Source organism: Cupriavidus sp. 01L415 (assembly GCF_056400065.1).
Window position 1 is genome coordinate 11,643 of sequence record NZ_JBFTSP010000011.1, and the last position, 23,848, is coordinate 35,490.

Consider the following 23,848-nt stretch of genomic DNA (forward strand, 5'->3'; position numbering starts at 1 on the left):
TGATATTGACGCTACCGCATGGACGCACCGCAGGTCGCGCCCTAACCTCCTTTCACATTCCCGAAGAAGGAGGAGACGCAATGAAGATATCTCACCCGCGGCCGTCAGCGCGTGTTACGGCATCACCTAATCCCCCGCTCGCAATGGCTTGGGGGGTTTCGTAATGACCAGGCACACGATCACCCTGCTGCCCAGTGGCAACCAGTTCCAGTGCGACGACGGCGAGACTATCCTGAAGGCCGGCCTGGCTGCCGGCCTCCTCATGCCTTACAGCTGCCGTTCTGGTGTCTGCAATACCTGCCGCGGCACCGTCAAGCAAGGCAAGGTTGATTTCGGCAATGTCCACCCGACCTATCTGAGCGACGACGACAAGCGCGCCGGCAAGGCGTTGCTGTGCTCGGCCAAAGCCATCGGCGACTGCAGCATCGAAGTCCGTGAGTTGGACCCCGCGGAAGCCTTCCCGGTGCGCCGTTTGCCGTGCCGCGTACTGCATCTCGAAAGGGTAGCGCCAGACGTCATGCTGATCACCATCGGCCTGCCGCCCAACGAGCCCACCGTCTTCAAGGCGGGCCAATACGTTGACTTCGTGCTCAAAGACGGCACACGCCGCAGCTACTCAATCGCAACCGCCCCCGCCAGCGAAGGTGTAAGGCAGTTCGACCTGCATGTCCGCCTCGTTCCCGGTGGCCGCTTCACGGAACACGTGTTCAACGCGATGAAGCTGCGCGAAACAATGATGCTGGAAATGCCGCTCGGGTCCTTCTACTGGCGAGCGAGCAGCGACAAGCCGATGATCATGCTTGCTTCAGGCACGGGCTACGCACCGATCAAGTCCATCATCGACTACAGCATCGCGTGCGGAAACACGCGTCCCATCACCCTTTACTGGGGCGGCCGCACGCGTGCATGCATCTACATGGCTTCGCTTGTCGAAAAATTGGTTGCAGAACACGACCACATCAAGTTCATTCCGGTCGTGAGTGACGCGACCCCCGAATGCAACTGGACTGGTCGCAGCGGATTCGTGCACGAGGCGGTCATGAAGGACTTCCCCGACATGTCCGCCTATCAGGTGTATGCCTGCGGCGCGCCGGTCGTCGTCGAATCCGCCCGCCGCGACTTTACGGCGCGATGTGGCCTTCCAGAAGACGAGTTCTACGCCGATTCTTTTATCAACGAAGCAGACCGGCAGAGGGCCGCGGCTTGAGCTGACCGGCAATACTGAGGAGACAACACGATGGAAATCAACATCGAAGATGCCATTCCCACGGACTTCACCGCGCCTGTCCCAGAGCGCAATTCGCTCGTGAAGCCCTTCTGCCTTGGACATGGCACTCTGGAGTGCTACAGCCTGAAGGCGTCCCGTAAGTTCTACGAGGAGTTCCTCGGCCTGGAGTGCCGCCGCCACGCCAAACCGTCAATGTCGGTTCGCCTGGGTATGCGCTTCCACATCGTGTGCGTGGAAGTCGGCGACGCGGTCCATCCTTGCAATGTGCTTAACCACTGGGGGCTGGACGTCAAGTCACGCGAAAGTGTGGACGATGCCTACCAGGCGGCGCTCAAGTACAAGGACCAATACAAAATCCGCCAGGTGCTGGAACCGAATGAGCAGCACAGCGTGTACTCGTTCTACCTGGAAGACCTCGACCATAACTGGTGGGAGATTCAGTACTACCCGAACGGGTTCCAGCATGACGACTTCTTCGATTTTGGGGACCGCTTCTCCGACGACGAAAAAGTCGACCTCAACGCGCTCCCTGAACTCAATATCTTCGGAAAGGCAGACTAAATGATCCAGCTCGTTACCTTCAAGGTGCCCGAGGGTGTGCGCACCGGCACGATGACCAATGGCAAGATTTACCAGTCCGGCGCCTACAACGACATGCTCGAAGTGCTCGCAGACTGGCCAAACGCTTCCGCAAAACTCGCGACGCTTGGCTCCAAACTGGCCGAGCGAGACGACGTGAAGAATGCCGAACTGGTTGCGCCGCTTCCGGCGCCGCGGAACATCTATTTCGCCGGCGCGAACTACAAGGACCATGTAGAGGAAATGAGGGAGCGCCTCAAGCTCAATATCAACGCCGATCCGAAGGGCAGCGGCGAGAAGCCATGGCACTCGCTCAAGGCGACCGGCTCGAGCGTGGTGGGTCCCGGCACCAAGGTGGCGCTGCCCGGCGGGTCGACGATGCTCGACTGGGAGGTAGAACTGGCGGTCGTCATCGGAAAACCCGCAAAGGATGTGCCGCGGGACAAAGCACTTGATTATGTAGCTGGCTATACCGTTGCCAACGACCTGTCCGCTCGAGACCATATCTCCCGCCCCGAAGTGGCAGAGACCTCGCCCTTTCGCTATGACTGGATCGGCCAGAAGTCATTCGACGGTTCCTGCCCTATGGGTCCTGCAATCACGCCTGCGCAATTCATCGGCGACCCGATGAACCTGAGCATGAAACTGTGGGTCAACGGCAAGCTTAAGCAGGATTCGAACACCAATCAGATGCTGTTCGACATTGCCGACCAGATCTCCCATCTATCCTCGCGCGTGACACTCCTCCCAGGCGACGTTGTCCTGACGGGTACGCCGGCCGGTGTTGGCATGCCGAACAGCGACTTTCTGAAGTCGGGCGATGTCGTCAAGCAATGGATCGAGAACATCGGTGAGTTCGAGTTCACGATTGCATAAAGGCATAGAGATTGGCGGGCTGCGCCGGCGTACCCTAGCGCCGGCGCTCCCATTATTGGAGAGGACTTAAGATGTATCAGAAGATCAGTCTCGGCATGGCGGAACTGAAGAAGGTAGCCGACGCTGCCCAGGCCTATGCCAGCACAAAGCAGTGGGTCGTGACGATCGCCATCGTCGACGATGGAGGCCATCTGCAATGGCTGCAGCGGGCCGACGGTGCTTCGCCGGCAAGCGCCTACATCGCAGCCGCCAAAGCCCGCACAGCGGCAATGGGCCAGCGTGAAAGCAAGTTCTATGAAGACATGGTCAACGCCGGCAGGCATGCATTCTTGTCTGCGCCAGGCCTGGACTGCCTCCTGGAAGGCGGCGTTCCGATCATGGTCAACGGTAGCTGCGCCGGAGCGATCGGTGTGAGCGGCGTCCGCTCCAACGAAGATGCCGAAATCGCGCACGCTGGCATCGCGGCTCTCGCATAGACCGTCCGCGCGGGCAGCTAGGTTGGCCCGCGTGGCGAGCGTCGATGCAGATAACGACGTGGCGTGGAAATCCTGCAGATCGACCGCGGGTAAAGCAATGGCTTCTCGACGTCGCCGGACGTGAAACCGGCTTGCGTACAAGCGTTTCGACATGAAAGAGCCGGAAATTCTTCCGGCCTTTCCTCGTTCACGCGGCTCCCACTGGTGAGCGATCAAACGCCAAGATATCGCTCCCAGATCTCCGGTTGTTCACTCAGCTGTACGCTGCTTCCCGTCCATCCGATCCTTCCATTTTCGATGAAGTAGTGACGGTCCGCGAGGTCAATCAGGTTCTGGACATACTTGTCAATAACCAGGATCGATTGGCCTTCTTTCTTCACCTCGTGCAGGCAGCGCCAGATCTCTTGCCGGATCAGCGGCGCCAGTCCTTCGGTCGCCTCGTCGATCAGCAGCAGCCTGGCGTTGGTCAGCAGTGCCCGCGAAATGGCCAGCATCTGCTGCTCGCCGCCGGAAAGCTGGGAGCCCATGTTGTCCTTACGCCTTTCCAGGACCGGAAACAGCTTGTATATTCGCTGCAAGCTCCACTGCCCTTGGCGTGCGAACGCAACGAGGTTCTCGTATACCGTCAGGTTGGAAAAAATCCGGCGGCCTTCCGGCACCAGCCCGATCCCATTTCGACTGATGCGTTCCGGCGCCATCCCGGCCACCTCGCATCCCTTGAAGCGCACACTGCCGCGCCTTGGGCGTAGCAGCCCGGAGATAGCCTTAACGGTCGTGCTCTTCCCCATGCCGTTGCGGCCAAGCAGCGTCACCACTTCACCTTCTTTGATGAAGAGGTCAACACCGAACAGCACTTGGCTCGCACCGTAGCCGGCCTCAACAGATGTCAGCTCCAGCAGGCTCATATCACTCTCCCAGATAGGCGCGCTTTACTTCCGCGCTATTCTTGACTTCGTCGGGTGACCCATTAAAGATCCGCTTCCCCGACACAAACACTGAGATCCGGTCGGACAATCTGAAGACCGCGTCCATGTCGTGCTCAATTAGCAGGATGGACAGGTTCTTGCCCTTCAGGCTCTTGATGAAGTCGACAAACCAGGGCACCTGGTTCGGGGACAGCCCGGCCATCGGCTCATCAAGCAGCAGCAGGCGCGGTCTGAGCGCCAGCGCGAGCCCGATTTCCAGTTGGCGCTGCTGGCCATACGACAAGTGGCAGGCCAGGGTGTGAAGGTCGTCCGCCAACTGGATGCGGCTTGCAACCGAAACCACTTCCGCGCGCAATTGTTCAACCAATGCCTTGCCAAAGAAGCGGAAGCTTGCCTTCAGCCGCGACTGAACGCTGATCGCGAGATTCTCGAATACCGAGAGATTGCGAAAAATGCTGGTGATCTGGTAAGAGCGCACCAGGCCCATGTCGGCGCGCTCGGCCATGCTCAGGCGGGTTATGTCGGTTCCGTGGAATGCAATGGACCCGCTATCCGGATGCAGACCGCCCGCGAGCTGAGATATAAACGTGGTCTTGCCTGCGCCGTTTGGCCCGATCAGCGCGTGGATTTGATTGTCCATGATGTCGAAGTCGACATGATCGGTGGCCACCAGTCCGCCAAAGCGCTTGACGAGGCCCCGTACCGACAACACTTGGTCAGCCATTTCCCACCTCGCTCGACGAACGGCCTTGCGCCGCATGCGGGACCCGGAGGCGCAACCGCAGGCCGGTCAATCCTTCCGGCGCACGCATGACAACCAGAATCACAAAAACGCCCATGGCCATCTGCCAGTACCCGGTCAGGTGTGGTAGCAACTCTTCCAGCACACAAAAAACGATGGCACCTACAGCGCCACCCCAGAAGTTCACGCTGCCTCCGAGAATTACCATGATGAGCAGGTTGCCGGACTGCAGCCAGCTGAACAGGTTGGGGCTTGCATAACTGTTCTGGTTGGCCAGGAGTGCACCGGACAGCCCCGCCACGGCGCCGGCGATCGCGAACACCATCAGCTTGTACCTGTAGGTGCGGTAGCCGAGCGCCTGCATCCGGGTTTCGTTTTCCTTGATGCCTTTCATCACGCGCCCCAGCGGCGACCGGATCAGGAAGAGGAAGAACAGGTTCGCCAGGAGAACGGTAGCAAGGATCACGTAATAGAACGTGACGTTGTCACTCGTATCGAGTCCGAAGCCAAGCCTGGAGCGGTGCGCCATGTTGATGCCCTCGTCGCCACCGTACATCTTCAGTGATTCGAACAAATAGAACGTCATCTGAGCGAACGCAAGCGTGATCATGATGAAGTAAGCGCCCTTCGTGCGCAGCGAGATCATGCCGATCACCACGGCCAGCAACGCCGACACCATGACGGCAATCGGCCAGGCGATCCATGCGGAATCCGTACCAGGCAGCAAGCCGACCGGTGCCGTCAGTTCCTTTGACAAGATGGCGACCACGAAGGCGCCCGTGCCAAAGAAGGCGGCGTGTCCGAAAGATACGAGGGCCAGTTCGCCGACCAGCAGTCGCAGGCTGGATGCGGCCAAGGCAAGGATCAGCACCCGCGTGGCGAAGCCAACGTAGAAGCTGCCGCCCAACGCTTGTGCGATCGCGGGGAAGCCGATCAGCAGGATGGCAAGCAGTACCCAGGCAATGTGAGAATGAGATTTCATTACAGCCTCAGCGCGAGAATAGACCTTGCGGCCGCCAGTACAAGACCAGCGCCATCAGTAGATAGATCGAAACGGCGGATAGCGTAGATGCCAGCGATTCGGCCAGTGCCTGGTCCGGCAAGCTGCGCAGCGCCATCGGAATCATTGCTCGGCCCAGCGCATCGACAATGCCGACGAGCACGGCGCCGGCAAGCGCACCCTGGACGGAACCGATGCCACCGATCACCACCACCACGAAGGCCAGGATCAGGATGCTCTCGCCCATGCCGACATTGATCGACAGCAAAGGACCAAGCAGGCCTCCGGCGATGGCGCACAGCGCCGCGCCAAGACCAAAGACGAGCGAGAACACAAGGTTGATGTTCGCCCCCATGGCACAGGCCATCTCACGGTCGGACGCGCCCGCCCGGATCCACATGCCCACCCGCGTCTTCTTGATGAGCAGCGCCAGCAATGCGGCCATCAGCAGGCCGACGACGATAATGAACAGCCGAAAGACTGGATACTCGAAGCTACCGACGAGCGGCACGGACGCACTCAACGAGGCCGGCATGCTGGTCATGATCGGCTGAGCCCCCCAGATCTCCTGCACCGCCTGGTTGGCGATCAGGATGATGCCGAAGGTGACAAGTACCTGCGTAAGATGGTCCTTGTCATAGAGCCGGCGCAACAGACTCATTTCGAGCAAGATGCCAATCGCCGCGGTCAGCGCCACGCCGCCGACCAGCCCTAACAGGAAGCTGTCCGTCTTCAGGGTCAGCGTGGCGACCAGATAGGCGCCGATCATGTACAGCGACCCATGCGCCAGATTGATCATGTTCATGATGCCGAACACGAGCGTCAGGCCCGCCGACAGCAGAAACAGCATGAGCCCGAACTGCACGCCGTTGAGGAGCTGTTCAAACAGAAAAACCAGCATGATGTACTCCTTCCAACAGTTACCCTATTTCGCCGCGAGCTTGCATTCGCCCACGTAGGGATCGCTCTGGTCGGCATATACCGGCGTGCTGCTGACGGTCTTGTTGGTCAGCTGGCCCTTCTCGTTCCTCACCACCTGGCGCAAGTAGATGTGCTGAGTCGCGTTCTGGTTTGAGGAGAACTTGAAATAGCTGCGCACCGATTCGAATTTTGCCGACATGATTGCATCGTGCAGCACCTTGTCGTCCTTGTACTTACCCTTGCTGTCGCGTATCGCAGCGTCCAGAAGCAGTCCAACCTCGTAGCCCTGCGAGGCGTAGCTCGAGGCCGGACGCTTGAATTCCTTCTCGAAATCCTCGACGAATTTCCTGTTAACCGCGTTAGGAAGGTCCGGGCTCCACTGACTGGTGTTGTAGATGCCGACGGCAGCATCACCGAGTGCAGGCAGGGTGTCGGCGTCGACGGCGAAGCCGGCCGTGACCAGGTCGATCTTCTTGTTCAGGCCGGCCTGATTGAACTGCTTGACAAAATTAATCGCCATCGGCCCCCACAATGCAAAGAAGACCGCGTCGGGTTGGGCGGCGCGGATCTGGCCGATCTCCACTGAGAAATCCAGTTGGCCCACTTTGTTGCGGGCGCGACCTATGATCTCGCCCTTGTATTCTTTCTCGAAGCCCTCAGCATGCTCGCGACCCGCCTGATAATTCGGCGCAATCACGAATATCCGCTTGTATCCCTTCTGGGTGGCGAAGCGGCCAGCGGCCTCGGACAGTGCGCTGGTATGCCAGGTAGGATTGAAGTAATAGTAATTGCATGAAGCCCCCGCGAGCTCCTTAGGGCCTGCGTTTGAATTGACAAAGAAGATCTTGTCCTTGAACGCCGTCGGTGCCACGGCCAGCATTACGTTGGTAAATGCCATGCCGGTGATGATGTCGACATTCTCGCTTTTGGCCATGCGCTCGTAGACCTGCTTGCCGGTATCCGGGTTGGCCTGGTCGTCGCCGTACGCAACGACAGTGTCGGCACCGCCCAGCTTGCCCCCCTTGTGCTTGAGCGCGAGATTGAATCCGTCTTTCATGTCGGTTGACAACGTCGACAGTGGTCCGGTGAGGGAGCCGATGAAACCAATCCTGATTGGGTCAGCGGCCTGTGCTCCCGGCGTACAGGATAGGGCGATGGCCATGAAGGCAATCCATCTCTTTGCTTGAAGCATGTTCGTCTCCTCTTTGTGCGCGTGTGATGCGGCTATTCCGGGCAGTCATGGCCGCCACGGCGCTTTGCTTGTGAAAAGCTCATTGCGGCGGCAGTACGGAATGCATGCCGAATGATTCTGTGGGTGCCCGACGCAGCCTGAAGGCGCCTGGATTCTCACGGGCGCCGCTCCCCGGCGCCGTGCAAAAGCCACTCGTCTAGAATATGTGCTTCATGCCGACCATAGCGCCAAACTGGTTGCCACCTGGCGCCGGGTTGGTGCCAGCCTGACCACTGTTGACTGACAAGGCGAGGTTTCCGAGATTGTCGATAAAGCCGGCCGTCGCATACACGGATGTCCGTTTCGAGAACGCATAGGTGCCGCGGCCCGCGAACAGCCATGCCTTGTTCGGGCTGTTGTGAAAGCGAAGGTGAAAGGCCTCTGCATCGACGCTGATCGTCGGCGTGATCGGGTAGGACGTCCCAAGGTAGTAGAGATCACTGCGCGGTGTCGCGCTTGCCCGGTTGTCGCGGCGCAGCCACCCGCCTCCGATCTTCGCCTCTCCCACCATGAAATACCCATTGAGGGAAAGCCGGTCGTCGGTCAGGGCACTGCTTGTCAGGCCAGAAAAAGCACCAGGCCCTCCTCGTAACGAATCGTAGGCCGCCGCTACGCTCCAGCGCGCCGCATCATATTTCAGGAGCACCGACCACTCACGACATGCTCGCTGGTCTGCGGGGTTCTCCCCCGCGCAGTTGGTGCCGGCCGGACTCGGGCCGGCATTGACGGTGTCGCGACCAAAACTGTAGGTAGCGCCAATCGTCACACCACCAAAGGTGCCTTTGTAGGACACGGCATTGTCCGTTCGCGTATTCGGTATGTAACTGTCGAGCGATCCGGAACCGAAGAGATTCGGGCCGAGCATGTCGGGCTCGGCCATGGCCCAGAACAGCATCGTGTACTGGCGCCCGAGTGCCACCTGCCCCCAGCCCCCCGAGATGCCTACCAGCGCCTGGCGGCCGAACAAACGCCCTCCCTGGCTAGACGCACCGCTGTCTGGCAGGAAGCCAGACTCCAACCAGAAGATCGCCTTATTGCCGCCACCGATGTCTTCGCTCCCGCGCAAGCCCCAACGGGACGGCACGGTACTCGTCAGGCTAGGCATGAAAGCTACGGTGTCGCGTGCCTGGCCAACGCCGTTGACGAAGGCGATGCCGGTGTCGACGACTCCATACAACGTAACGTTCTGCGCTGCGGCCAGTCCGGGGGCTGCCATCAACAGCATAGTGGCCATCTTACGAATTTTCATGTCTCCTCCATTACCGTCATATAGTTATTGGTTGACGTTGCAGGAGCGCCACCGAGCCTCCGTCAAGGTGGTAAATGCCCCGCCATACGTGCCTGCGACTTCTGTCACTTGGCGTGAGAATAGAGAGCCCCGCGGCAAGCGCGACGCTTTCCTTTTTTGCCTCCTGACGCGATTCGGGCCTAGCCCGTTCGGCGGTCGCACCGGCCTGCAGTCTCTGCATGACCGGCTCGCCTAAAGTTCACCGGGGCTGTCAATCCACGGCGAAGGTTCTCTCGCTAGGCCTCGGCCGGTTCCCCGCCTCGCTGCGTAACCAGGTCGAGCGCCACATCGACGATCATGTCCTCCTGGCCGCCAACCATGCGACGCTTCCCCAGCTCGACCAGGATGTCGACGGTTTTCAGCTTGTAGCGTGCTGCTGCGGCCTCGGCGTGGCGCAGGAAGCTCGAGTAGACGCCGGCGTAGCCCAGCGCAAGGGTTTCCCGATCCACGCGTACTGGCCTGTCCTGCAACGGGCGTACGATGTCATCGGCGGCATCCATCAGGGTGTAGAGGTCGCAACCGTGCTTCCAACCCAGCCGGCTTGCGGCTGCGATGAACACCTCCAGCGGCGCGTTCCCTGCGCCCGCACCCATGCCGGCCAGGCTCGCATCCACACGGTCGCAGCCTTCTTCCACCGCAACGATGGAGTTGGCGACGCCCAGGCTCAGGTTGTGGTGTGCGTGAATGCCAGTTTGGGTCTCGGACTTAAGCACGTCCTTAAAGGCGCGGAAACGATCGCGCACATCGTTCATGTTCAGCGCCCCACCGGAATCAACCACGTAGACGCACTGCGCACCATAGCTTTCCATCAGCTTCGCCTGCTGCGCCAGCGCGGCGGCATCGGTCATATGGCTCATCATCAGAAAGCCAACGGCATCCATGCCGAGTTCGCGCGCAAAATCAATGTGCTGGCGCGAGACGTCCGCCTCGGTGCAGTGCGTCGCTACGCGCACGACTCTCGCGCCGGCATCGTAGGCTGCGCGCAGGTCGTGCACCGTGCCCACTCCGGGCAGCAGCAGCGTCGCCACCTTGGCGCGACGTACGGTCTCGGCTACAGCGGCGATCCACTCAACATCGGTATGAGCGCCGAAACCATAGTTGAAGCTCGAGCCCGAGAGCCCATCACCGTGCGCGACCTCGATCGAGTCCACGCCCGCTGCGTCCAGCGCGGCGGCAATACGGCGCACATGCTCCAGGCTGTACTGGTGGCGGATTGCGTGGCTGCCGTCGCGCAGAGTGACATCCGAGATATAAAGCTTCTTGTTTAGATCCATTTCTATCTCCTTCTGCACGGTCAGGCGGCTGCCAGACTGGTCTCGGCCAGGCGTTCGGCGCAGGCAAGCGCGGCACTGGTCATGATGTCGAGATTGCCGGCATAGGCCGGCAGATAGTGAGCGGCACCCTCCACTTCGAGGAACACAGTGGTTTTCAGTCCGCTTGCGAGCCCGATGCCCGGCACGTTCTGCGGCGCAGAAGCAGGAATGCGCTCAAACTGCACGCGCTGCTTGAGCCGGTAGCCGGGCACATAGGCCTGCACGGCCTGCGCCATCTCCGCGATGCTCGCCTCGATCGCCGCCTCGTCGGCAAGATCGGACAGCGTGAACACCGTATCGCGCATGATCAGCGGCGGCTCGGCGGGGTTCAGCACGATGATGGCCTTGCCGTGCGCGGCGCCGCCTACCGAGCAGATCGCCTTGCTGGTGGTCTCGGTGAACTCGTCAATGTTGGCGCGCGTACCCGGCCCGGCCGACTTGCTGGAGATCGACGCCACGATCTCGGCGTAGTGCACCTTCGCCACGCGCGATACCGCGGCCACCATCGGTATGGTGGCCTGGCCGCCGCAGGTGACCATATTTAGATTGCTGGCCTCGAGGTGCTGGTCCAGGTTGACCACTGGCACCACATAGGGGCCGATCGCCGCCGGCGTCAGGTCGATCACTCGCACGCCATGCTGCTGCAGCAACTGGTTATGGTGCGCGTGCGCGCCGGCCGAAGTGGCATCGAAAGCGATGCGGATATCGCCAAAGCTCTCCATTGCCAGCAGGCCTTCGATACCCCCGGCGGTAGTCGGAACGCCCAGGCGAGCAGCGCGCGCCAGGCCGTCGGAGGCGGGATCGATGCCGACCATCGCGCCCATCTCCAGATTTCGGCCGTGCCGCATCACCTTGATCATTAGGTCGGTGCCAATATTGCCCGAACCAATGATGGCAACCTTGTGCTTGCCTGCTTTCATGTCCATGCTGATTCTCCGTTGCCGCCGCTGTCCATTAGCGGCCCAATTCCTTGGCTGATTTTCCGCCGATGCCGAAATGCGCCTTGGGCATTTCGGTGATCAGCACGCGCACTGATTCGCGCGGGACGCCGATCGACTCCACCGCCGCGTCAGTGAGGGCACCGATCAGGCCCGCTTTCTGTTCTTCGGTCCTTCCTTCCATAAGGAAGACTTGCATGATGGGCATTGCCTTGCTCCTGTCATTTGTCATTGGGAGCACACAGTCTTGCTCCCGCTGGCCTGTGCGCCGTTATCAGACAAAACGCATCGATACCGTCCCCAGGTGCTGGTAGCGCACGGTGATGTTGTCGCCCGCCTGCACCGCCACCGCCTCGGTCACGCCGCCGGTCATGATGAAGGTGCCGGCCGGCAGCTCGCGCCCGTGTGCACCCAGCATGTTGGTCAACATGGCCACGCTGCTAGCTGGGTGGCCGAGCACGGCAGCGCCGGCGGCGGTGGCAACCACTTCGCCGTTCTTTTCCATCACCACGCCGAGGTTCTTCAGATCGATGCCATCGGCGCTGCGATGCGTGCCACCCACCACGAAGCGGGCCGAGGAGGTGTTATCCGCGATCACGCTCTTCAAGTCGAAGCGGAAGTTCTCGTAACGAGAGTCGATCACCTCCACCGCGGGCAGCACGAAATCGGTGGCGGCCAGCACGTCGCCGATATGGCAGCCGGGCCCCTTGAGCGGGCGCTTGAGGACAAAGGCGATCTCGGCCTCCACCTTGGGATGGATCAGCGATGAGGTATCAATGACGCCGCCGTCCATGCATGCGCCATAGTCGGTCAGGAAGCCGTAAACCGGATCGGTCACGCCCATCTGGCGCATCTTGGCGAACGACGTCAGCCCCATCTTGAGGCCGGCAATGCGCGTGCCGCGCGCCTCCTTGCGTGCCCGGATCGCGTCCTGGATGGCGTAGGCATCATCCCAGTCCATGTCGGGATGCTTGTCGGTGATTTTTCGCACCGGCTCACGGTTGAGTTCGGCGTTCTCCAGGTGCTCGGCGAGCTGCTGGATGATGTCTTGGGTGAGATTCATGGCGTTGTCGTGGGCTGCTAAGTGGAATCCGTTCAGATGAAGCGCACGCCAGCCGAGCCGATGCCGCCCAGACTGATGCGAAGCTGGTCGCCGGCCTTGACGGGCACCATCGCGGCCAGCGAGCCGGACAGGATCACCTCGCCCTTCTTCAGCCCCATGCCGAGACGGCCCAGCGTATTGGCCAGCCACGCCACGGCGTTGGCGGGATGGCCAAGCGCAGCGGCACCGGCGCCGGTGGCGACGATCTCGCCGTTCTTCTCCAGCGTCATGCCGACGGTACTGAGATCGAGCCCGCGCGGGTCCACGGCGGCATCGCCCAGCACGAATACGCCCGAGGACGCGTTGTCCGCCACCGTGTCCTGGATGCGGATCTTCCAGTCGCGAATGCGCGAGTCGACGATCTCGAAGCACGGCAGCACGTAGGCGGTGGCGCGCAGCACATCGGCATTGGTGACGCCCGGGCCTTCCAGGTCTTCTTTGAGCACGAAGGCAATCTCGCCCTCGGCCTTGGGCGCGATCAGCGTGTCGGCGGCAATGGCGGCGCCATCGCCGTAGACCATGCCGGAAAGCAGGTGTCCAAAGTCCGGCTGACGCACATTGAGCATGTCCATCACCACCCGACTGGTCACGCCGATCTTCTTACCGATCACGCGCTCGCCGGCATCCAGCCGATGCTGCACCATGGCAAGCTGGATCCCGTAGGCGTCCTCGATGGACAGATTTGGATGGCTTTCAGTCAGGGGGGCGATGGCCTCGCGCGCGGCCAGCGCATGGTGAAGGCCAGCAGCGATATCAAGGATCTGTTCTCGTTTCATGGTGCGGCTCACAGTTTCACGCATACATTGCGCAGCTCGGTATAGAACTCCAGCGAATGCACCCCGCCCTCGCGGCCAATGCCGGATTGCTTGGCGCCACCGAAGGCAGTGCGCAGATCGCGCAGGAACCACGAGTTGATCCAGCAGATGCCCACCTCCAGCGCGCTACCCATGCGGTGTGCCGTGCCGAGATCGGATGTCCACACCGTCGCGGCCAGGCCGTAGGGGGTGTCGTTGGCGAGCCGGATGGCTTCTTCCTCGGTATCGAATGGCGCGATATGACAGCAAGGGCCGAAGATCTCCTCGCGGATCACGGCCGAATCCTCGGGCAGACCTGTCCAGATGGTGGGCTGCACCCAGGCGCCTTCGGCCAGCGCTTCGGGCATTTCGGGCACGCCGCCGCCGGTGATCACGGTGGCGCCCGCGTCAGCCGCCTTCCTGTAGTACGACAGCACCTTGGCCTGGTGCTCCAGCGAAACCAGCGGGCCCAGGTTCACGCCGTCTCCGTATGGAGAGCCCAGCCGCAAGCCTTCAGCCTTTGCCTTGAGCGCCGCAACGAAGCGCTCGAAGATCGGCCGCTGCACGTAGACGCGCTCGGTGCCCAGGCAGACCTGGCCGCTGTTCTCAAAGGCCGCGCGTGCAATGCCGGCGACGGCCTTGTCGAAATCCGCGTCGGCGAACACGATGCCGGCATTCTTGCCACCCAACTCCAACGAGACCGGACGCACGCCATTGGCGGCGGCCTTCATGATGGCCTCACCGGTCCGGGTTTCGCCCGTGAAGGTGATGCCGTTCACACCCGGGTGCGCGGTCAGGAAGGCGCCGGCGGAATCCGGGCCAAAACCGTGGACCACGTTGTACACGCCGGGCGGCACGCCAGCCTCGTTCATCACTTCGCCAAGCAAGGTGGCGGTAGCCGGTGTTTCCTCGGACGGCTTGACCACCACCGTATTGCCGCAGGCCAGCGCCGGGCCGACCTTCCAGGTCATCAGCAGCAGCGGCAGGTTCCACGGGCACACCACGCCGATCACGCCACGCGGGGAGCGCACCGCGTAGTTGATGGCCTCGCCGCCATCAGGCGTGGCCATGGAGAAACTCTCCGCCGGGACGTTCTTGATCAGGTCGGCGAACACCTTGAAGTTGGCTGCGCCGCGTGGAATGTCGACGTGGCTGGCGAGCGACAGCGGCTTACCGGTGTCGGCAATCTCGGCCTGCAGGAATTCGTCGAAGCGGCGGTTGATGCCGTCGGCCACGGCGTGCAACAGTTCGACGCGCCGGGCCACCGTCATGCGCCCCCACTCGCCGTGCAACGCGCGGCGCGCGGCCGCGACGGCAGCCTCAACCTCTGCCTGGCCGGCCTCGTGGACGTGCCCAATCAGGCTGTTGTCGACCGGATTGCGGTCCTCGAAGGTCCGTCCGGTGCTGACCCATTCGCCGTTAATGAAGTTGTGGAACTGTTTCATGCAATTGCCTCGGTGACTGATTTTGAGAAGGGATTGGATCCGCACCGTCTAGGGCGCGTCGGACCCGAGCAGCACCGCAGCTGCGGTGGTCTGTCGTTTTTGCTCAGCGGACAAGCAAGCCAAGGCAATCGCCCCAAGCACGGGAGGAAGAGCGATTAGCTGGAATAGCATCCGGGTATCTGCGAACAGCGTCATCAACATGCCACCACTGATGGCACCGACGATGGACCCGATGCGCCCCATGGCCAGTGCCCAGCTGACACCGGTGGCGCGTATTGACGTTGGGTACAACGTTGCGGCCAACGCGTTCATGCCGGTCTGCCCACCGACCACACCGAAACCCGCACCGAACACTGCGACTGCCAACCGGCTTGGCGAGTCAATCGTCAATCCAATCGCACCCAGGGCGAGGCTGGAGCCTACATACGATGCCGCCAGTACGTAATATGGGTTGAGCCTGTCCATCAAGCGCGCCAGGACCAGCGCGCCAATGGTGCCGCCAAGCGGCGCCATGGCCGCAATCCGCGCCGCGGTGCTGATAGGATGGCCGGCCTCCCGCATGATGGTGGGCAGCCAGCTGGAAAGGAGATAGAACACGAATAGCGAGCAGAAGTAGGCCACCCAGAGCAAGACCGTACGCCGCAACAACCCGGCTGCAAGCAACTGGCTGACGGACGCCTTTGCCACCGCTCCATCATGGGAGGCGACGATGGTGTGATCGCGCCAGCGAGTGTCGCCACAGATTTTTTCTACGAATCGATGCAACTGCCGCTGGTGTGCCGGCCGTGCCGCCAAGTAGCGCACCGACTCCGGCAAGGCAACCGCGAGGAACGGCAGCAACACCAGAGGCATCACGCCGCCCAGCACCAGTACACTGCGCCACCCGTAGGCCACGATAAGCTGCGCCGCAAGCTCGCCGCCAAGGGCAAAGCCCCCCGTGAAGCCGCAAAAGCTGAGGGTGACGAGGAACATCCGGTGCCGCCTGGGCGCGTATTCGGATGTCAACGCGATTGACGTCGGCATGGCACCACCCAATCCCAGCCCCGTCAGGAAACGGAGGGCGACCAGCATCTCCAGCGAGGTCGATGCGGCTGATACCACGGTGCCAAGACCGAAGATCGCCACGGAGAGCAGCATCACTCGCTTGCGGCCGATCCTGTCCGCCAGTGGCCCGATAAACAAGGCGCCTACCAGCAGACCGAAGAGGCCAGCACTGAACGCCGGTGCCATGGCCGAAACGGCCAGGCCCCATTCCTGCCGTAGGGCCGGCGCGATGTATCCGATTGCGGCAGTGTCGAATCCATCAATCGCGACGATCAACCCGCATAGGGCCAGCACGACGACCTGGAATCGAGACAAATGGCTCTGGTCCACTATGTCTTCGATATCGACTACCTTGTCTTCCTTCATGTCTCACCCCTCGGGCAGCTCGTGCTGCCTCATCTGTAAATCGGAAGCGTTCGCCTGGAACGCTAAGGCGAACCGATCGCCGTTCCCTCCGAATCACCGGCTGTCAGGTATTCCCACATCCGTTCGAAGATCCGACCAACGCGTGTCGCTCGCAATTCGGCGTCCGCCTGCGGGATGACCGCGGCGTGGTCGCTCAGACCGGCACCTCGCAGCGCGAGATCCATGCGCGCCGCGTCTTCCAGGTACCACGTCAGTACCACCGCATCCTCCAGTGAAGCGCCGGCGACCACGGCACCATTTCCCCGCATCACCACCGCGCTGGCCGTACCCAGTGTTTCGACCACCGCTGCCGCCTGCTCAGGCGTGCGGACCAGTTGCGGGTCGTCCCACAGTGGCACCCCGGCAGAGAAGTACGTGCCAATGCCGTGCAGGCAACGCGGTGTCAGGCGCGCTGCCGACAACGCCATCACTGCCGGTGGCATGCTGCGCACGACGCCGCCAACGTGCGGATGCTGTCGGTAGATCTCCTGGTGAATGCGGACTTCGCCCAGCACGCCTTCAGGAAGCGGCCCATTGACGTTCACCACGGTGCCGATGTCGCTTTCACCGATCAGCCCCATCGGTTTGGCCGCACACACCAGAAATTCGCTCGGGCTGAGGCGGACACTGCAATGTCCATAGGCGTGGGCGAGATGAGCGCGGCCGATCGCCCGCGCCGCTACCCGCAAGAGGCGTTGTTGCGCATCCCAGAGAGTGGAGGTCGTGCTCATGAGCGGAACTCGGCAATGTCCGGCTTGGCACCCCACATGCAGAAGGATGACGAGGTACCGGTGGGAAAATGACGAGGGCGGTAGGTCTTCTCATCTTCCTCCGTGATGGTCCTGACGCCAGTCGAGTACTCGTAGATCATGTCGTCCGGACCTTCGAAATAGAGGAACACGGCGCCTGAGGTGGGATGCCGTCCCGGACCGAAGAGGATGCGGACGCCGCGTTCGCGCAACAGGTAGTAAGACCGCATCAGGTCGTCGACACTCTCCACCTGGTGGTTGATATGCTGAACGCCGGCGAATGTGGAAGGGAACAGCGCGATCTTGTGGTGGATTTCGTCGATTCGCAGCAACGGCGCTTCGCCGATCCAGTCACTTACCTTTGCATTGCAAAGCCCCGTCCAGAACGTTTCGTCGCGCGCCGGATTGGTCGAGCGCAAGCCGATGTGGCTGAAGCCGGTGATGCCGGCATCGCGCGATGGAAAATAGCGGCGACCGCTGTGATCGGGTGCGACAACGAGATCGATACTGTTGCCAGACGGATCACGAAAGTTGATGAAGGCACCGACCCGTCGTAACTCGCACTGCTCTTTCGAGCCGGTGACGACACGCACGTCGTTGCGATCGAGCAAGTCCGCGGCCGCGGTAAGCTCGGCGGCAGACGCCACCTCGAAGGCGGAAGTGTGGTCTTTGGGATCGCCCTCGAAATAGCACAGCGTGTGGTCGCGGCTGTCCGAGCGGAAGTAGAGGGCGCCCTTCTCGCGATGCGCGACCTCCAGGCCCAGCATCTGCGTAGCGTACTGCTCGCAACCCTGCAGGTCGCGCGTCCCAAGACGCACATAACGGATATCGGAAAGGTGAATCATCGGGTCTCCTGTTGATCGCCGCCGGCAGACCACGAGGCAGGAGGATTCAGGTACGCGCTTCCGGTCACAGTGAACCGGTCTGGCTACATTTGTCTCCTGCCCCGCAGGCATCGATGCTGCGCATCCTGCCGGCTGGCTTTTGAAAAATGTAGCGGCGCCGATCCCATAAACAAAGCAAATTGTTATAATTCAGATTATTTGATTTTCAGATATACATGCGACTCGATCTGAATTTGCTGCGGGTTTTGCTGGCGATCTACGACACCGGCAGCGTGACTGCAGCGGCCAAGCGCTTGAAGATGAGCCAGCCGGCGGCCAGCGCCGCTCTCGCCCGGTTGCGGGAGTCATTGGGAGATGCCCTGTTTATCCGGCAGGTCGATGGCATGTCGCCCACGCCTCGCGCGCAAAGCCTTGCGGGCAAGGCAAGGGAAGTCCTGGACGCCATCGATCACGACATCCTGCGGGCACCGGAATTTGATCCGCTGGTATGCAGCGATGAATTCGTCTTTTCCCTGAGCGCGATCGGAGAGATCGTGTTTCTGCCAAAGCTGGTGCAACACATCCGTGCTACAGCCCCGTCGGCGCGCATTCGTGGCGTCAGCCTCGCTCCCGCACAGTTGGAGGAAGCTTTGCGAGCCGGTGAGGTCGATCTGGCGCTGGGCTATTTCCCGGATCTACGCAAGGCCGAATTCTTCCAGCGGCGCCTGTTCTCGCATGACCTTGTCTGTATGGTGCGCACGGGGCACCGAATCAAAGGACCGCGCATGAGCTTGGCGCAGTTTCAGGCTGCAGAACATGCTTTCGTCAAGGATGGAAGTCGTAGCCAGGAGATGTTTGAAGAGGTTCTCGCCAAGCAGGGCATCCAGCGCAATATCGTGTTGCATACTGCGCACTACATGAGCATCCCCACCATCATTGCCGAGTCCGACCTGGTGGTTGTGCTTCCGCGCACGGTAGCCAATGTGTTTGCCGACTCCAAAAGGGTGCGCATCGTGACGCCTCCAGTTGAAATTCCGCATTACGATCTGAAGGTGTACTGGCATCGGCGCTTTGCCAAAGACCCCAAATCGAAATGGCTGCGCTCCGTGGTCACAGAAGTTTTTGCCACTGATACCGACTGAGCAATTGGGCCGTTTCCTAGGCTTGTCGAGGAAGGCAAATGCAAGCAGACATCCTTCGCTGAGGACCCATGCGCTCAATGGTTGATTGACAACGCGCGGGAATACTGGCGCCCAGTCAAACTGTTGTTGCGTAGAGATGGAAGTCGCTGCTGATTCGTCTCGAATGCCTGACCAGCGCGCGGACGAAAGGCAGTCTCGCTGCTTCGTAGCGTGCCAAAGGAGCGGAGAACGGTTCGTTCACGCGCCGATCAGCAAGTAATCGCGAGAGGACTGCCGCATCCTCTACGCCGCTCGCAAAGCCACTTCCTGTCATGGGTGAGACGACATGGGCAGCGTCACCTACAATTGCTAACCCTCCCGCCGATAACCGCTTCGGTTCATATTCAGCGATGGGGGCCCCGCTGAGTGCTTCTGCTGAGCGTATGCCGACAGCAACCGCTTCTGCCCAAGTCTCGGGCCAGAGCCTCGGGACGAGTGCAAGCAACTCCGCACGAATTTCATTGTCAATCGTGCCACGTGCCAGTGTCCCCACGACGTTTCCGTCCTCGGTCACGCGATTCGTACGACGAAGCAACTCTTCTCGATGAACATCGAACCATGCAAAAGTGACTTGACGCTGGCCGACTTCAATTGATCCATCACGCCCGGGGAGCACTGCGGCCACCAGGCGATATCCATCCACCAATTCAATCCATAATCCACCGTTCGAGGGCAATGGGATGGGACGCTTCAGCGCCTTTTCATCGATCAGCCCGCGCCACACAAGATAGCCGGCATAGCGGGCAAGCCCTGCTTCTGGCGCAATAGCACGGCGAACAGTGCTGTGATATCCGTCCGCGCCGATGACCGCATCGGCGACCATTTCAGATCCGTCCGAAAAGAAAAGCTGCGCGCGATCCTCTAGGCTCGCAACCGATACGACGGCCCGGCCTTCTTGGATGATAATGCCCCGCGTTTTAGCAGCCCGGTCATGCAGCCATGCGTACAGCGCCGGCCAGGTCGTCAGATGTCGGTCGCGATAAGCCGGAACGACGGGCAATACTGGATGCGTACGCGGATCATGACCGACAGTGGCGACAAGGGCCGCAAGGTCGATGCTCAGGCTATCGCCACCTTGCACGCGCCGGGCGGAGCGCTCGATAACATGAACCGGCACCCCCCTCGTTGCGCAAGCCAACGCAAGCGTGAGTCCTGCAAGAGACCCGCCGACTATGACGATTTGCGAGTGTTTGGCATCCATAAGAGGGGCACCCGTTAAACTTCGATACCGGCTGAGCAAACGTGAGTTGACGAGCTATCGCCCGACGAGATTTACCTTCCTCGTGGGCTAACCCAGTCCCAGTTCCCTGACCGAAGCGGGTGTGTCGACCGTATGCGATCCGCCCCGGTCGACAGATTTGAGCTTCGGCCTCAGGAGATGCTGGCGCCTAGCGCCGGGAACACATCACTGAACAACAGGCCGATCAACTGCTGGCCAGCAGGCGTGGACCAGTCTTGCGCGATTTCCGCGATGAGCGTGTTGGTGGCGGTGAGCACCACCCCCGCATCATGCATCCGCTGACGCGAGAACTCTTCGGAAAGATCGCTGGGCGAGCCTGATGCATCCATCACAGCCTGAACGGCAAAGCCCTCGAGCGCGGCGTCGATTGCCGGGAAGATGAGACAGACGTCAGTAGTAACGCCCGCCATGATCAGATTGGGGCGCCCAGTGGCAAGCACCGCATCGCGGAAATCGGGATAGGCCCATGCATTCACCACGCCAGGGCGCTTGATCCGAGCCGCGTGCTCCTGGGGCAGGATCTGGGCGATCTCCGGAAGAATCGGCCCTTGAGCCCGGTCCTCCTGACTCGACGTGATTACGACGGGCATGTTCAGGATCTTGGCCATCTTGGCCAGCGCGATCGACTGCTTTGCCGCAAGTTCCTGGTCGATGTTCTTGATCAGCTTCATCGTTCCCACTTGGTGGTCAATCAGCAGCAAAGCGGAGTTTTCGGCGGTGAATCGTTCAACCTTCATGATGAATCTCCTTGGTTTTGAACGGGGCATAGACCCCGGAGGTGTGGGCGGCTCTCACAGGCTTCCCAGATCGCCACGGTGATATGCGGCGGTTGCCGCGGACAGACTCTCCTGGCTAGCAAAAGCCATGGGGCCATTCGAAAGCACGGGTTGGTGCAACGGGCGTCCGATGAACACGGCGACCTTGGCTCCGCCGGACTTTGCGGTGAGCTTGAGCGTCGTCGCCTCGGTCGCGGCAGGTAGGATTGGCACACCGAGGTTGTCCAATCCGAAGCTCTCGCCGTTAAGTTCCGCATTGCCGAGAATCGGCATCACGAAAGCTTGGTGCCCGGGCGCCAAAGGCAGATCCAGCGCTGCGTCAGCATCCAGCGAGATGTCGAGCAAGGTGACATCGGTCGGCGGTACCAGCGGGGAGCATGCGTCGTCGAAGCTGCCCAATGGAACCCGGATGCGCACACCGGGGCGCTTCACCACCGGCACGTCCTGCGGTGCCAGGGTCAGCGCGAACGGCGCGGCCTCCTGCCGCTCCCGAGGGAGATTGACGAAGATCTGCAGAAGGTGGGTTGTTTTTCCGAGTACGGCAGGGTTCTCCTCATGAATCACACCACGCCCGGCTGCAGTCCAATGCAGGCCGCCCGGCTCGATCAACACGCTGTTGCCCAACGAATCGCGATTGGCAATGCCCGTTTCCGAATCAAGGAACAGATAAGTGACAGCGGAAAATCCGGCGTGCGGATGCGGCGGAAACGTTGGAGCGCTCATCCAAGCATGGTCGATGCCCATGAAGGGATCTAGTAGCGCCGGATCGTCACCATGCAGGCGATAAGCCCGGAAATGGCTACCCCGGTTGGCGCGTTGCATGCGGGCGGTGGTGGTCATGATTGACTCCTTAGAGTGCTTCGGCAGCCAGCGCCGGATAGTCGATGTATCCCTTTGCGGTGGGCGGGGCGAAGAACGTATCGCGGTCCGGCGCGTTGAGGGCGGCGCGTTGACGGAACCGCTCCGGCAGGTCAGGATTGGCGAGGAACGCGCTGCCGAATACGGTGGCGTCGGCCTTGCCACCGTCCAGCACGGCTTCGGCGCTGTCCTGCGTCAGACCGCTTCCGATCAGGTATGCACCGTCGAAAAGCGGTCGCAGCAAGGCGTGGTAATCGACCTTCGTTCCGAACAAGGCGACGTGCAGATAGGCCAGACCCATGCCGCGAAGCTTGTCTACGAGATAAGCGTAAGTTTCCTGCGGCGCTGCATCCGTGATGCTGTTGTAGTTCATCTCCGGCGAGATCTTGATGCCGACACGGTCGGCACCGGCCTCGGCCACCATAGCGGCCAGCACCTCCAGCATGAAGCGAGCACGGCCTTCGACCGAGCCACCATACTGGTCGTCACGCTGGTTACTGCCTGTCGAGAGGAATTGCTCAGGGAGGTAGCCCGACGCGCCATGCAGTTCCACGCCGTCGAAGCCGGCGTCGATCGCACGGCGGGTCGCCTGGCGATACTGGTCAATGATGCCGGCGATCTCGCCCAAGCCTAGTGCGCGGGGCGTGACAAAATCCACCTGGCCGACAGGGGTCCACGCTTGGCCCTCAGGCTTGATGGCCGAAGGTGCCACGGGCGTTGCGCCATCGAGCAATGAGGGATGCGAGACCCGACCGCAATGCATCAACTGCATGAAGATGCGGCCGCCACGGGCGTGCACTGCCTCAGTCACCTTCCTCCACGCAGCCACCTGGGCCTCGGTTTCGATGCCGGGCGTATGCACATAGCCTTTGCCCATGGCGGACGGGAACACGCCTTCCGAGATGATGAGGCCGGCGCTGGCGCGCTGTGCGTAGTAGGTTACCGTCATGTCGCTGGGCACACCGTCGACAGTGGCGCGGGACCGAGTCATCGGGGCCATGACGAGACGGTTCGGCGCAACGTAGCGGCCAATGCGAACGGGGGTAAGAAGCTTGCTCATGTTGAATTCCTTGAAGGATGCGATGTACGCATCTTGGATTGATTCACATAAGAGATAAAGATGGTTTATTGGCAAACATTGATCCATAGATGGCGCAATGGTCATGGCGCGATTGAACGATAGCGCCTTGTTCGTCGAGGTCGCGCAGGCGCGCAGCTTTCGAGGCGCTGTCGACGCTACAGGCGTACCGAACTCGACTTTGTCCTGGCGCATCAATGTCTTGGAGAAGGGAGGCTCTTGCACCCGACGACGCGGAAAGTGGAGTTCACCGCGGCCGGTCAGCTCTACTGCGAGCGGTGCAAGCGTATCGTCAAGGAGGCATCGCACAGAACGCTGCAGGCAATGGCCCAAGTGCACCAACGATCTCGGAGGGAGTCGTGATCCTGCACGTAAAGTAGCGGCAATACGTGCTGACCCGATCGAGCGCAGGGGTGGAGGCCGTCATCGACCGAGTCGGCCCAGCACGATCACAACTTGGCTTTCTCTCTCGATTCCGATGCCCGCGGCTGAACGTGTCAGCCATGTGCTATCGGCAAGAAACCCCGAAAAGAGACAAGCAGGTCCGGCCCGCGGTCGTCCCTTCCCGGCCAATACCCGTCGTTCACTGACCCCAGCGCCAGTGTCCACTCCCTATCCGGAAAAAAACGCTGGCGCAGTGGAGAGGGTTGCCGTCATCGCTCTGTCGGTGGGAGATCGCGCTTACAGTTTCGCGGCCGCAGGCACGTGCTGCGGACGGCCAGCGTTAGCGCTCAATCGATACCTGCAACGCATGATCTGGAAGGAGCTGAGAGGCAAGCCTCCCAGTCCCATCAGCCCAACGCAGCACGCTGAGCTGCACTAGGAACGTCGCCG

The 23,848-nt window shown here is 61.2% G+C and carries 24 protein-coding genes and 1 pseudogene; 6 read left to right on the plus strand and 19 right to left on the minus strand.

Features of this window, described 5'->3' with window-relative positions; all coding sequences use genetic code 11:
- The first annotated feature begins 163 nt into the window (after positions 1-163).
- The 4 genes from AC1DOX_RS17270 to AC1DOX_RS17285 all read left to right on the plus strand — a co-directional run bounded on the left by AC1DOX_RS17270 (position 164) and on the right by AC1DOX_RS17285 (position 3,159).
- Positions 164-1,207 carry a CDP-6-deoxy-delta-3,4-glucoseen reductase gene (locus tag AC1DOX_RS17270; protein WP_101681789.1) on the plus strand — a complete coding sequence of 348 codons (1,044 nt, stop codon included), beginning with the start codon at positions 164-166 and terminating at the stop codon, positions 1,205-1,207.
- Positions 1,208-1,237: 30 nt separating this feature from the next.
- Positions 1,238-1,789: a VOC family protein gene (locus AC1DOX_RS17275; RefSeq protein WP_180862910.1), complete on the plus strand. Its 552-nt coding sequence runs from the start codon at positions 1,238-1,240 to the stop codon at positions 1,787-1,789.
- Complete coding sequence (locus AC1DOX_RS17280; RefSeq protein WP_441618083.1) at positions 1,790-2,683, plus strand: fumarylacetoacetate hydrolase family protein; 894 nt, start codon at positions 1,790-1,792, stop codon at positions 2,681-2,683.
- Positions 2,684-2,754: 71 nt separating this feature from the next.
- Complete coding sequence (locus tag AC1DOX_RS17285; protein ID WP_101681787.1) at positions 2,755-3,159, plus strand: GlcG/HbpS family heme-binding protein; 405 nt, start codon at positions 2,755-2,757, stop codon at positions 3,157-3,159.
- Between the two features lie 212 nt (positions 3,160-3,371).
- On the opposite strand, the gene AC1DOX_RS17290 is transcribed toward AC1DOX_RS17285, so the two are convergent.
- From AC1DOX_RS17290 to AC1DOX_RS17360, 15 genes are all read right to left on the minus strand, one after another.
- Positions 3,372-4,064, minus strand: coding sequence for an ABC transporter ATP-binding protein (locus AC1DOX_RS17290; protein WP_441618086.1), 693 nt, complete (start codon positions 4,062-4,064; stop codon positions 3,372-3,374).
- Between the two features lies 1 nt (position 4,065).
- Positions 4,066-4,809, minus strand: coding sequence for an ABC transporter ATP-binding protein (locus tag AC1DOX_RS17295; protein WP_441618088.1), 744 nt, complete (start codon positions 4,807-4,809; stop codon positions 4,066-4,068).
- A complete protein-coding gene (locus tag AC1DOX_RS17300; RefSeq protein WP_441618090.1) occupies positions 4,802-5,809 on the minus strand; it encodes a branched-chain amino acid ABC transporter permease in 1,008 nt (335 codons plus the stop codon). The genes AC1DOX_RS17295 and AC1DOX_RS17300 overlap by 8 nt, the downstream gene beginning before the upstream one ends.
- Positions 5,810-5,816: 7 nt before the next feature.
- Positions 5,817-6,728 (minus strand): branched-chain amino acid ABC transporter permease, encoded by a 912-nt coding sequence (locus AC1DOX_RS17305; protein WP_101681783.1) that lies wholly within the window; start codon positions 6,726-6,728, stop codon positions 5,817-5,819.
- 24 nt (positions 6,729-6,752) lie between these two features.
- On the minus strand, positions 6,753-7,940 hold the full coding sequence (locus tag AC1DOX_RS17310) for an ABC transporter substrate-binding protein (RefSeq protein ID WP_101681782.1): 1,188 nt from the start codon (positions 7,938-7,940) through the stop codon (positions 6,753-6,755).
- Positions 7,941-8,136: 196 nt separating this feature from the next.
- Complete coding sequence (locus tag AC1DOX_RS17315) at positions 8,137-9,228, minus strand: porin (RefSeq protein WP_441618092.1); 1,092 nt, start codon at positions 9,226-9,228, stop codon at positions 8,137-8,139.
- Between the two features lie 275 nt (positions 9,229-9,503).
- A complete protein-coding gene (gene dmpG / locus AC1DOX_RS17320) occupies positions 9,504-10,541 on the minus strand; it encodes a 4-hydroxy-2-oxovalerate aldolase (RefSeq protein WP_101681780.1) in 1,038 nt (345 codons plus the stop codon).
- 20 nt (positions 10,542-10,561) lie between these two features.
- Entirely contained in the window at positions 10,562-11,506 is a 945-nt protein-coding gene (locus tag AC1DOX_RS17325; protein ID WP_101681779.1) for an acetaldehyde dehydrogenase (acetylating), read from the minus strand.
- A gap of 28 nt (positions 11,507-11,534) precedes the next feature.
- Positions 11,535-11,759: a 2-hydroxymuconate tautomerase gene (locus tag AC1DOX_RS17330; RefSeq protein ID WP_441618095.1), complete on the minus strand. Its 225-nt coding sequence runs from the start codon at positions 11,757-11,759 to the stop codon at positions 11,535-11,537.
- A gap of 33 nt (positions 11,760-11,792) precedes the next feature.
- Entirely contained in the window at positions 11,793-12,581 is a 789-nt protein-coding gene (gene dmpH, locus AC1DOX_RS17335; RefSeq protein WP_441618097.1) for a 2-oxo-3-hexenedioate decarboxylase, read from the minus strand.
- 32 nt (positions 12,582-12,613) lie between these two features.
- Positions 12,614-13,396 (minus strand): 2-oxopent-4-enoate hydratase, encoded by a 783-nt coding sequence (dmpE, locus tag AC1DOX_RS17340; protein ID WP_441618099.1) that lies wholly within the window; start codon positions 13,394-13,396, stop codon positions 12,614-12,616.
- Between the two features lie 8 nt (positions 13,397-13,404).
- Positions 13,405-14,859 (minus strand): 2-hydroxymuconic semialdehyde dehydrogenase, encoded by a 1,455-nt coding sequence (locus tag AC1DOX_RS17345; RefSeq protein ID WP_441618101.1) that lies wholly within the window; start codon positions 14,857-14,859, stop codon positions 13,405-13,407.
- 48 nt (positions 14,860-14,907) lie between these two features.
- Positions 14,908-16,269, minus strand: a complete 1,362-nt coding sequence (locus AC1DOX_RS17350; RefSeq protein ID WP_441618103.1) for an MFS transporter — start codon at positions 16,267-16,269, stop codon at positions 14,908-14,910.
- A 62-nt stretch (positions 16,270-16,331) separates the two neighbouring features.
- Positions 16,332-17,039, minus strand: coding sequence for a class II aldolase/adducin family protein (locus tag AC1DOX_RS17355; RefSeq protein WP_441618105.1), 708 nt, complete (start codon positions 17,037-17,039; stop codon positions 16,332-16,334).
- On the minus strand, positions 17,036-17,902 hold the full coding sequence (locus tag AC1DOX_RS17360) for a VOC family protein (protein WP_441618107.1): 867 nt from the start codon (positions 17,900-17,902) through the stop codon (positions 17,036-17,038). Before AC1DOX_RS17360 ends, AC1DOX_RS17355 begins: the two co-directional genes overlap by 4 nt.
- Before the next feature lie 215 nt (positions 17,903-18,117).
- Between AC1DOX_RS17360 and AC1DOX_RS17365 the strand changes: the two genes are divergently transcribed.
- Positions 18,118-19,023, plus strand: coding sequence for a LysR family transcriptional regulator (locus tag AC1DOX_RS17365; RefSeq protein ID WP_441618109.1), 906 nt, complete (start codon positions 18,118-18,120; stop codon positions 19,021-19,023).
- A 115-nt stretch (positions 19,024-19,138) separates the two neighbouring features.
- Here the strand turns inward: AC1DOX_RS17365 and AC1DOX_RS17370 are convergent, their stop codons facing one another.
- The 4 genes from AC1DOX_RS17370 to AC1DOX_RS17385 form a co-directional block, all read right to left on the minus strand.
- Positions 19,139-20,263, minus strand: a complete 1,125-nt coding sequence (locus AC1DOX_RS17370) for an FAD-dependent monooxygenase (RefSeq protein ID WP_441618111.1) — start codon at positions 20,261-20,263, stop codon at positions 19,139-19,141.
- A gap of 170 nt (positions 20,264-20,433) precedes the next feature.
- The gene (locus AC1DOX_RS17375) at positions 20,434-21,039 is read right to left on the minus strand and encodes an isochorismatase family protein (RefSeq protein WP_441618113.1); all 606 of its coding nucleotides are present in this window, start codon (positions 21,037-21,039) and stop codon (positions 20,434-20,436) included.
- A 54-nt stretch (positions 21,040-21,093) separates the two neighbouring features.
- Positions 21,094-21,918 (minus strand): pirin family protein, encoded by an 825-nt coding sequence (locus AC1DOX_RS17380; protein WP_441618115.1) that lies wholly within the window; start codon positions 21,916-21,918, stop codon positions 21,094-21,096.
- Positions 21,919-21,928: 10 nt separating this feature from the next.
- Complete coding sequence (locus AC1DOX_RS17385) at positions 21,929-22,996, minus strand: alkene reductase (protein ID WP_441618292.1); 1,068 nt, start codon at positions 22,994-22,996, stop codon at positions 21,929-21,931.
- Between the two features lie 103 nt (positions 22,997-23,099).
- On the opposite strand from AC1DOX_RS17385, the pseudogene AC1DOX_RS17390 reads away from it, so the two are divergent.
- Positions 23,100-23,317 (plus strand): annotated as a pseudogene (locus AC1DOX_RS17390) (LysR family transcriptional regulator); the annotation flags it as partial.
- Between the last annotated feature and the right edge of the window lie 531 nt (positions 23,318-23,848).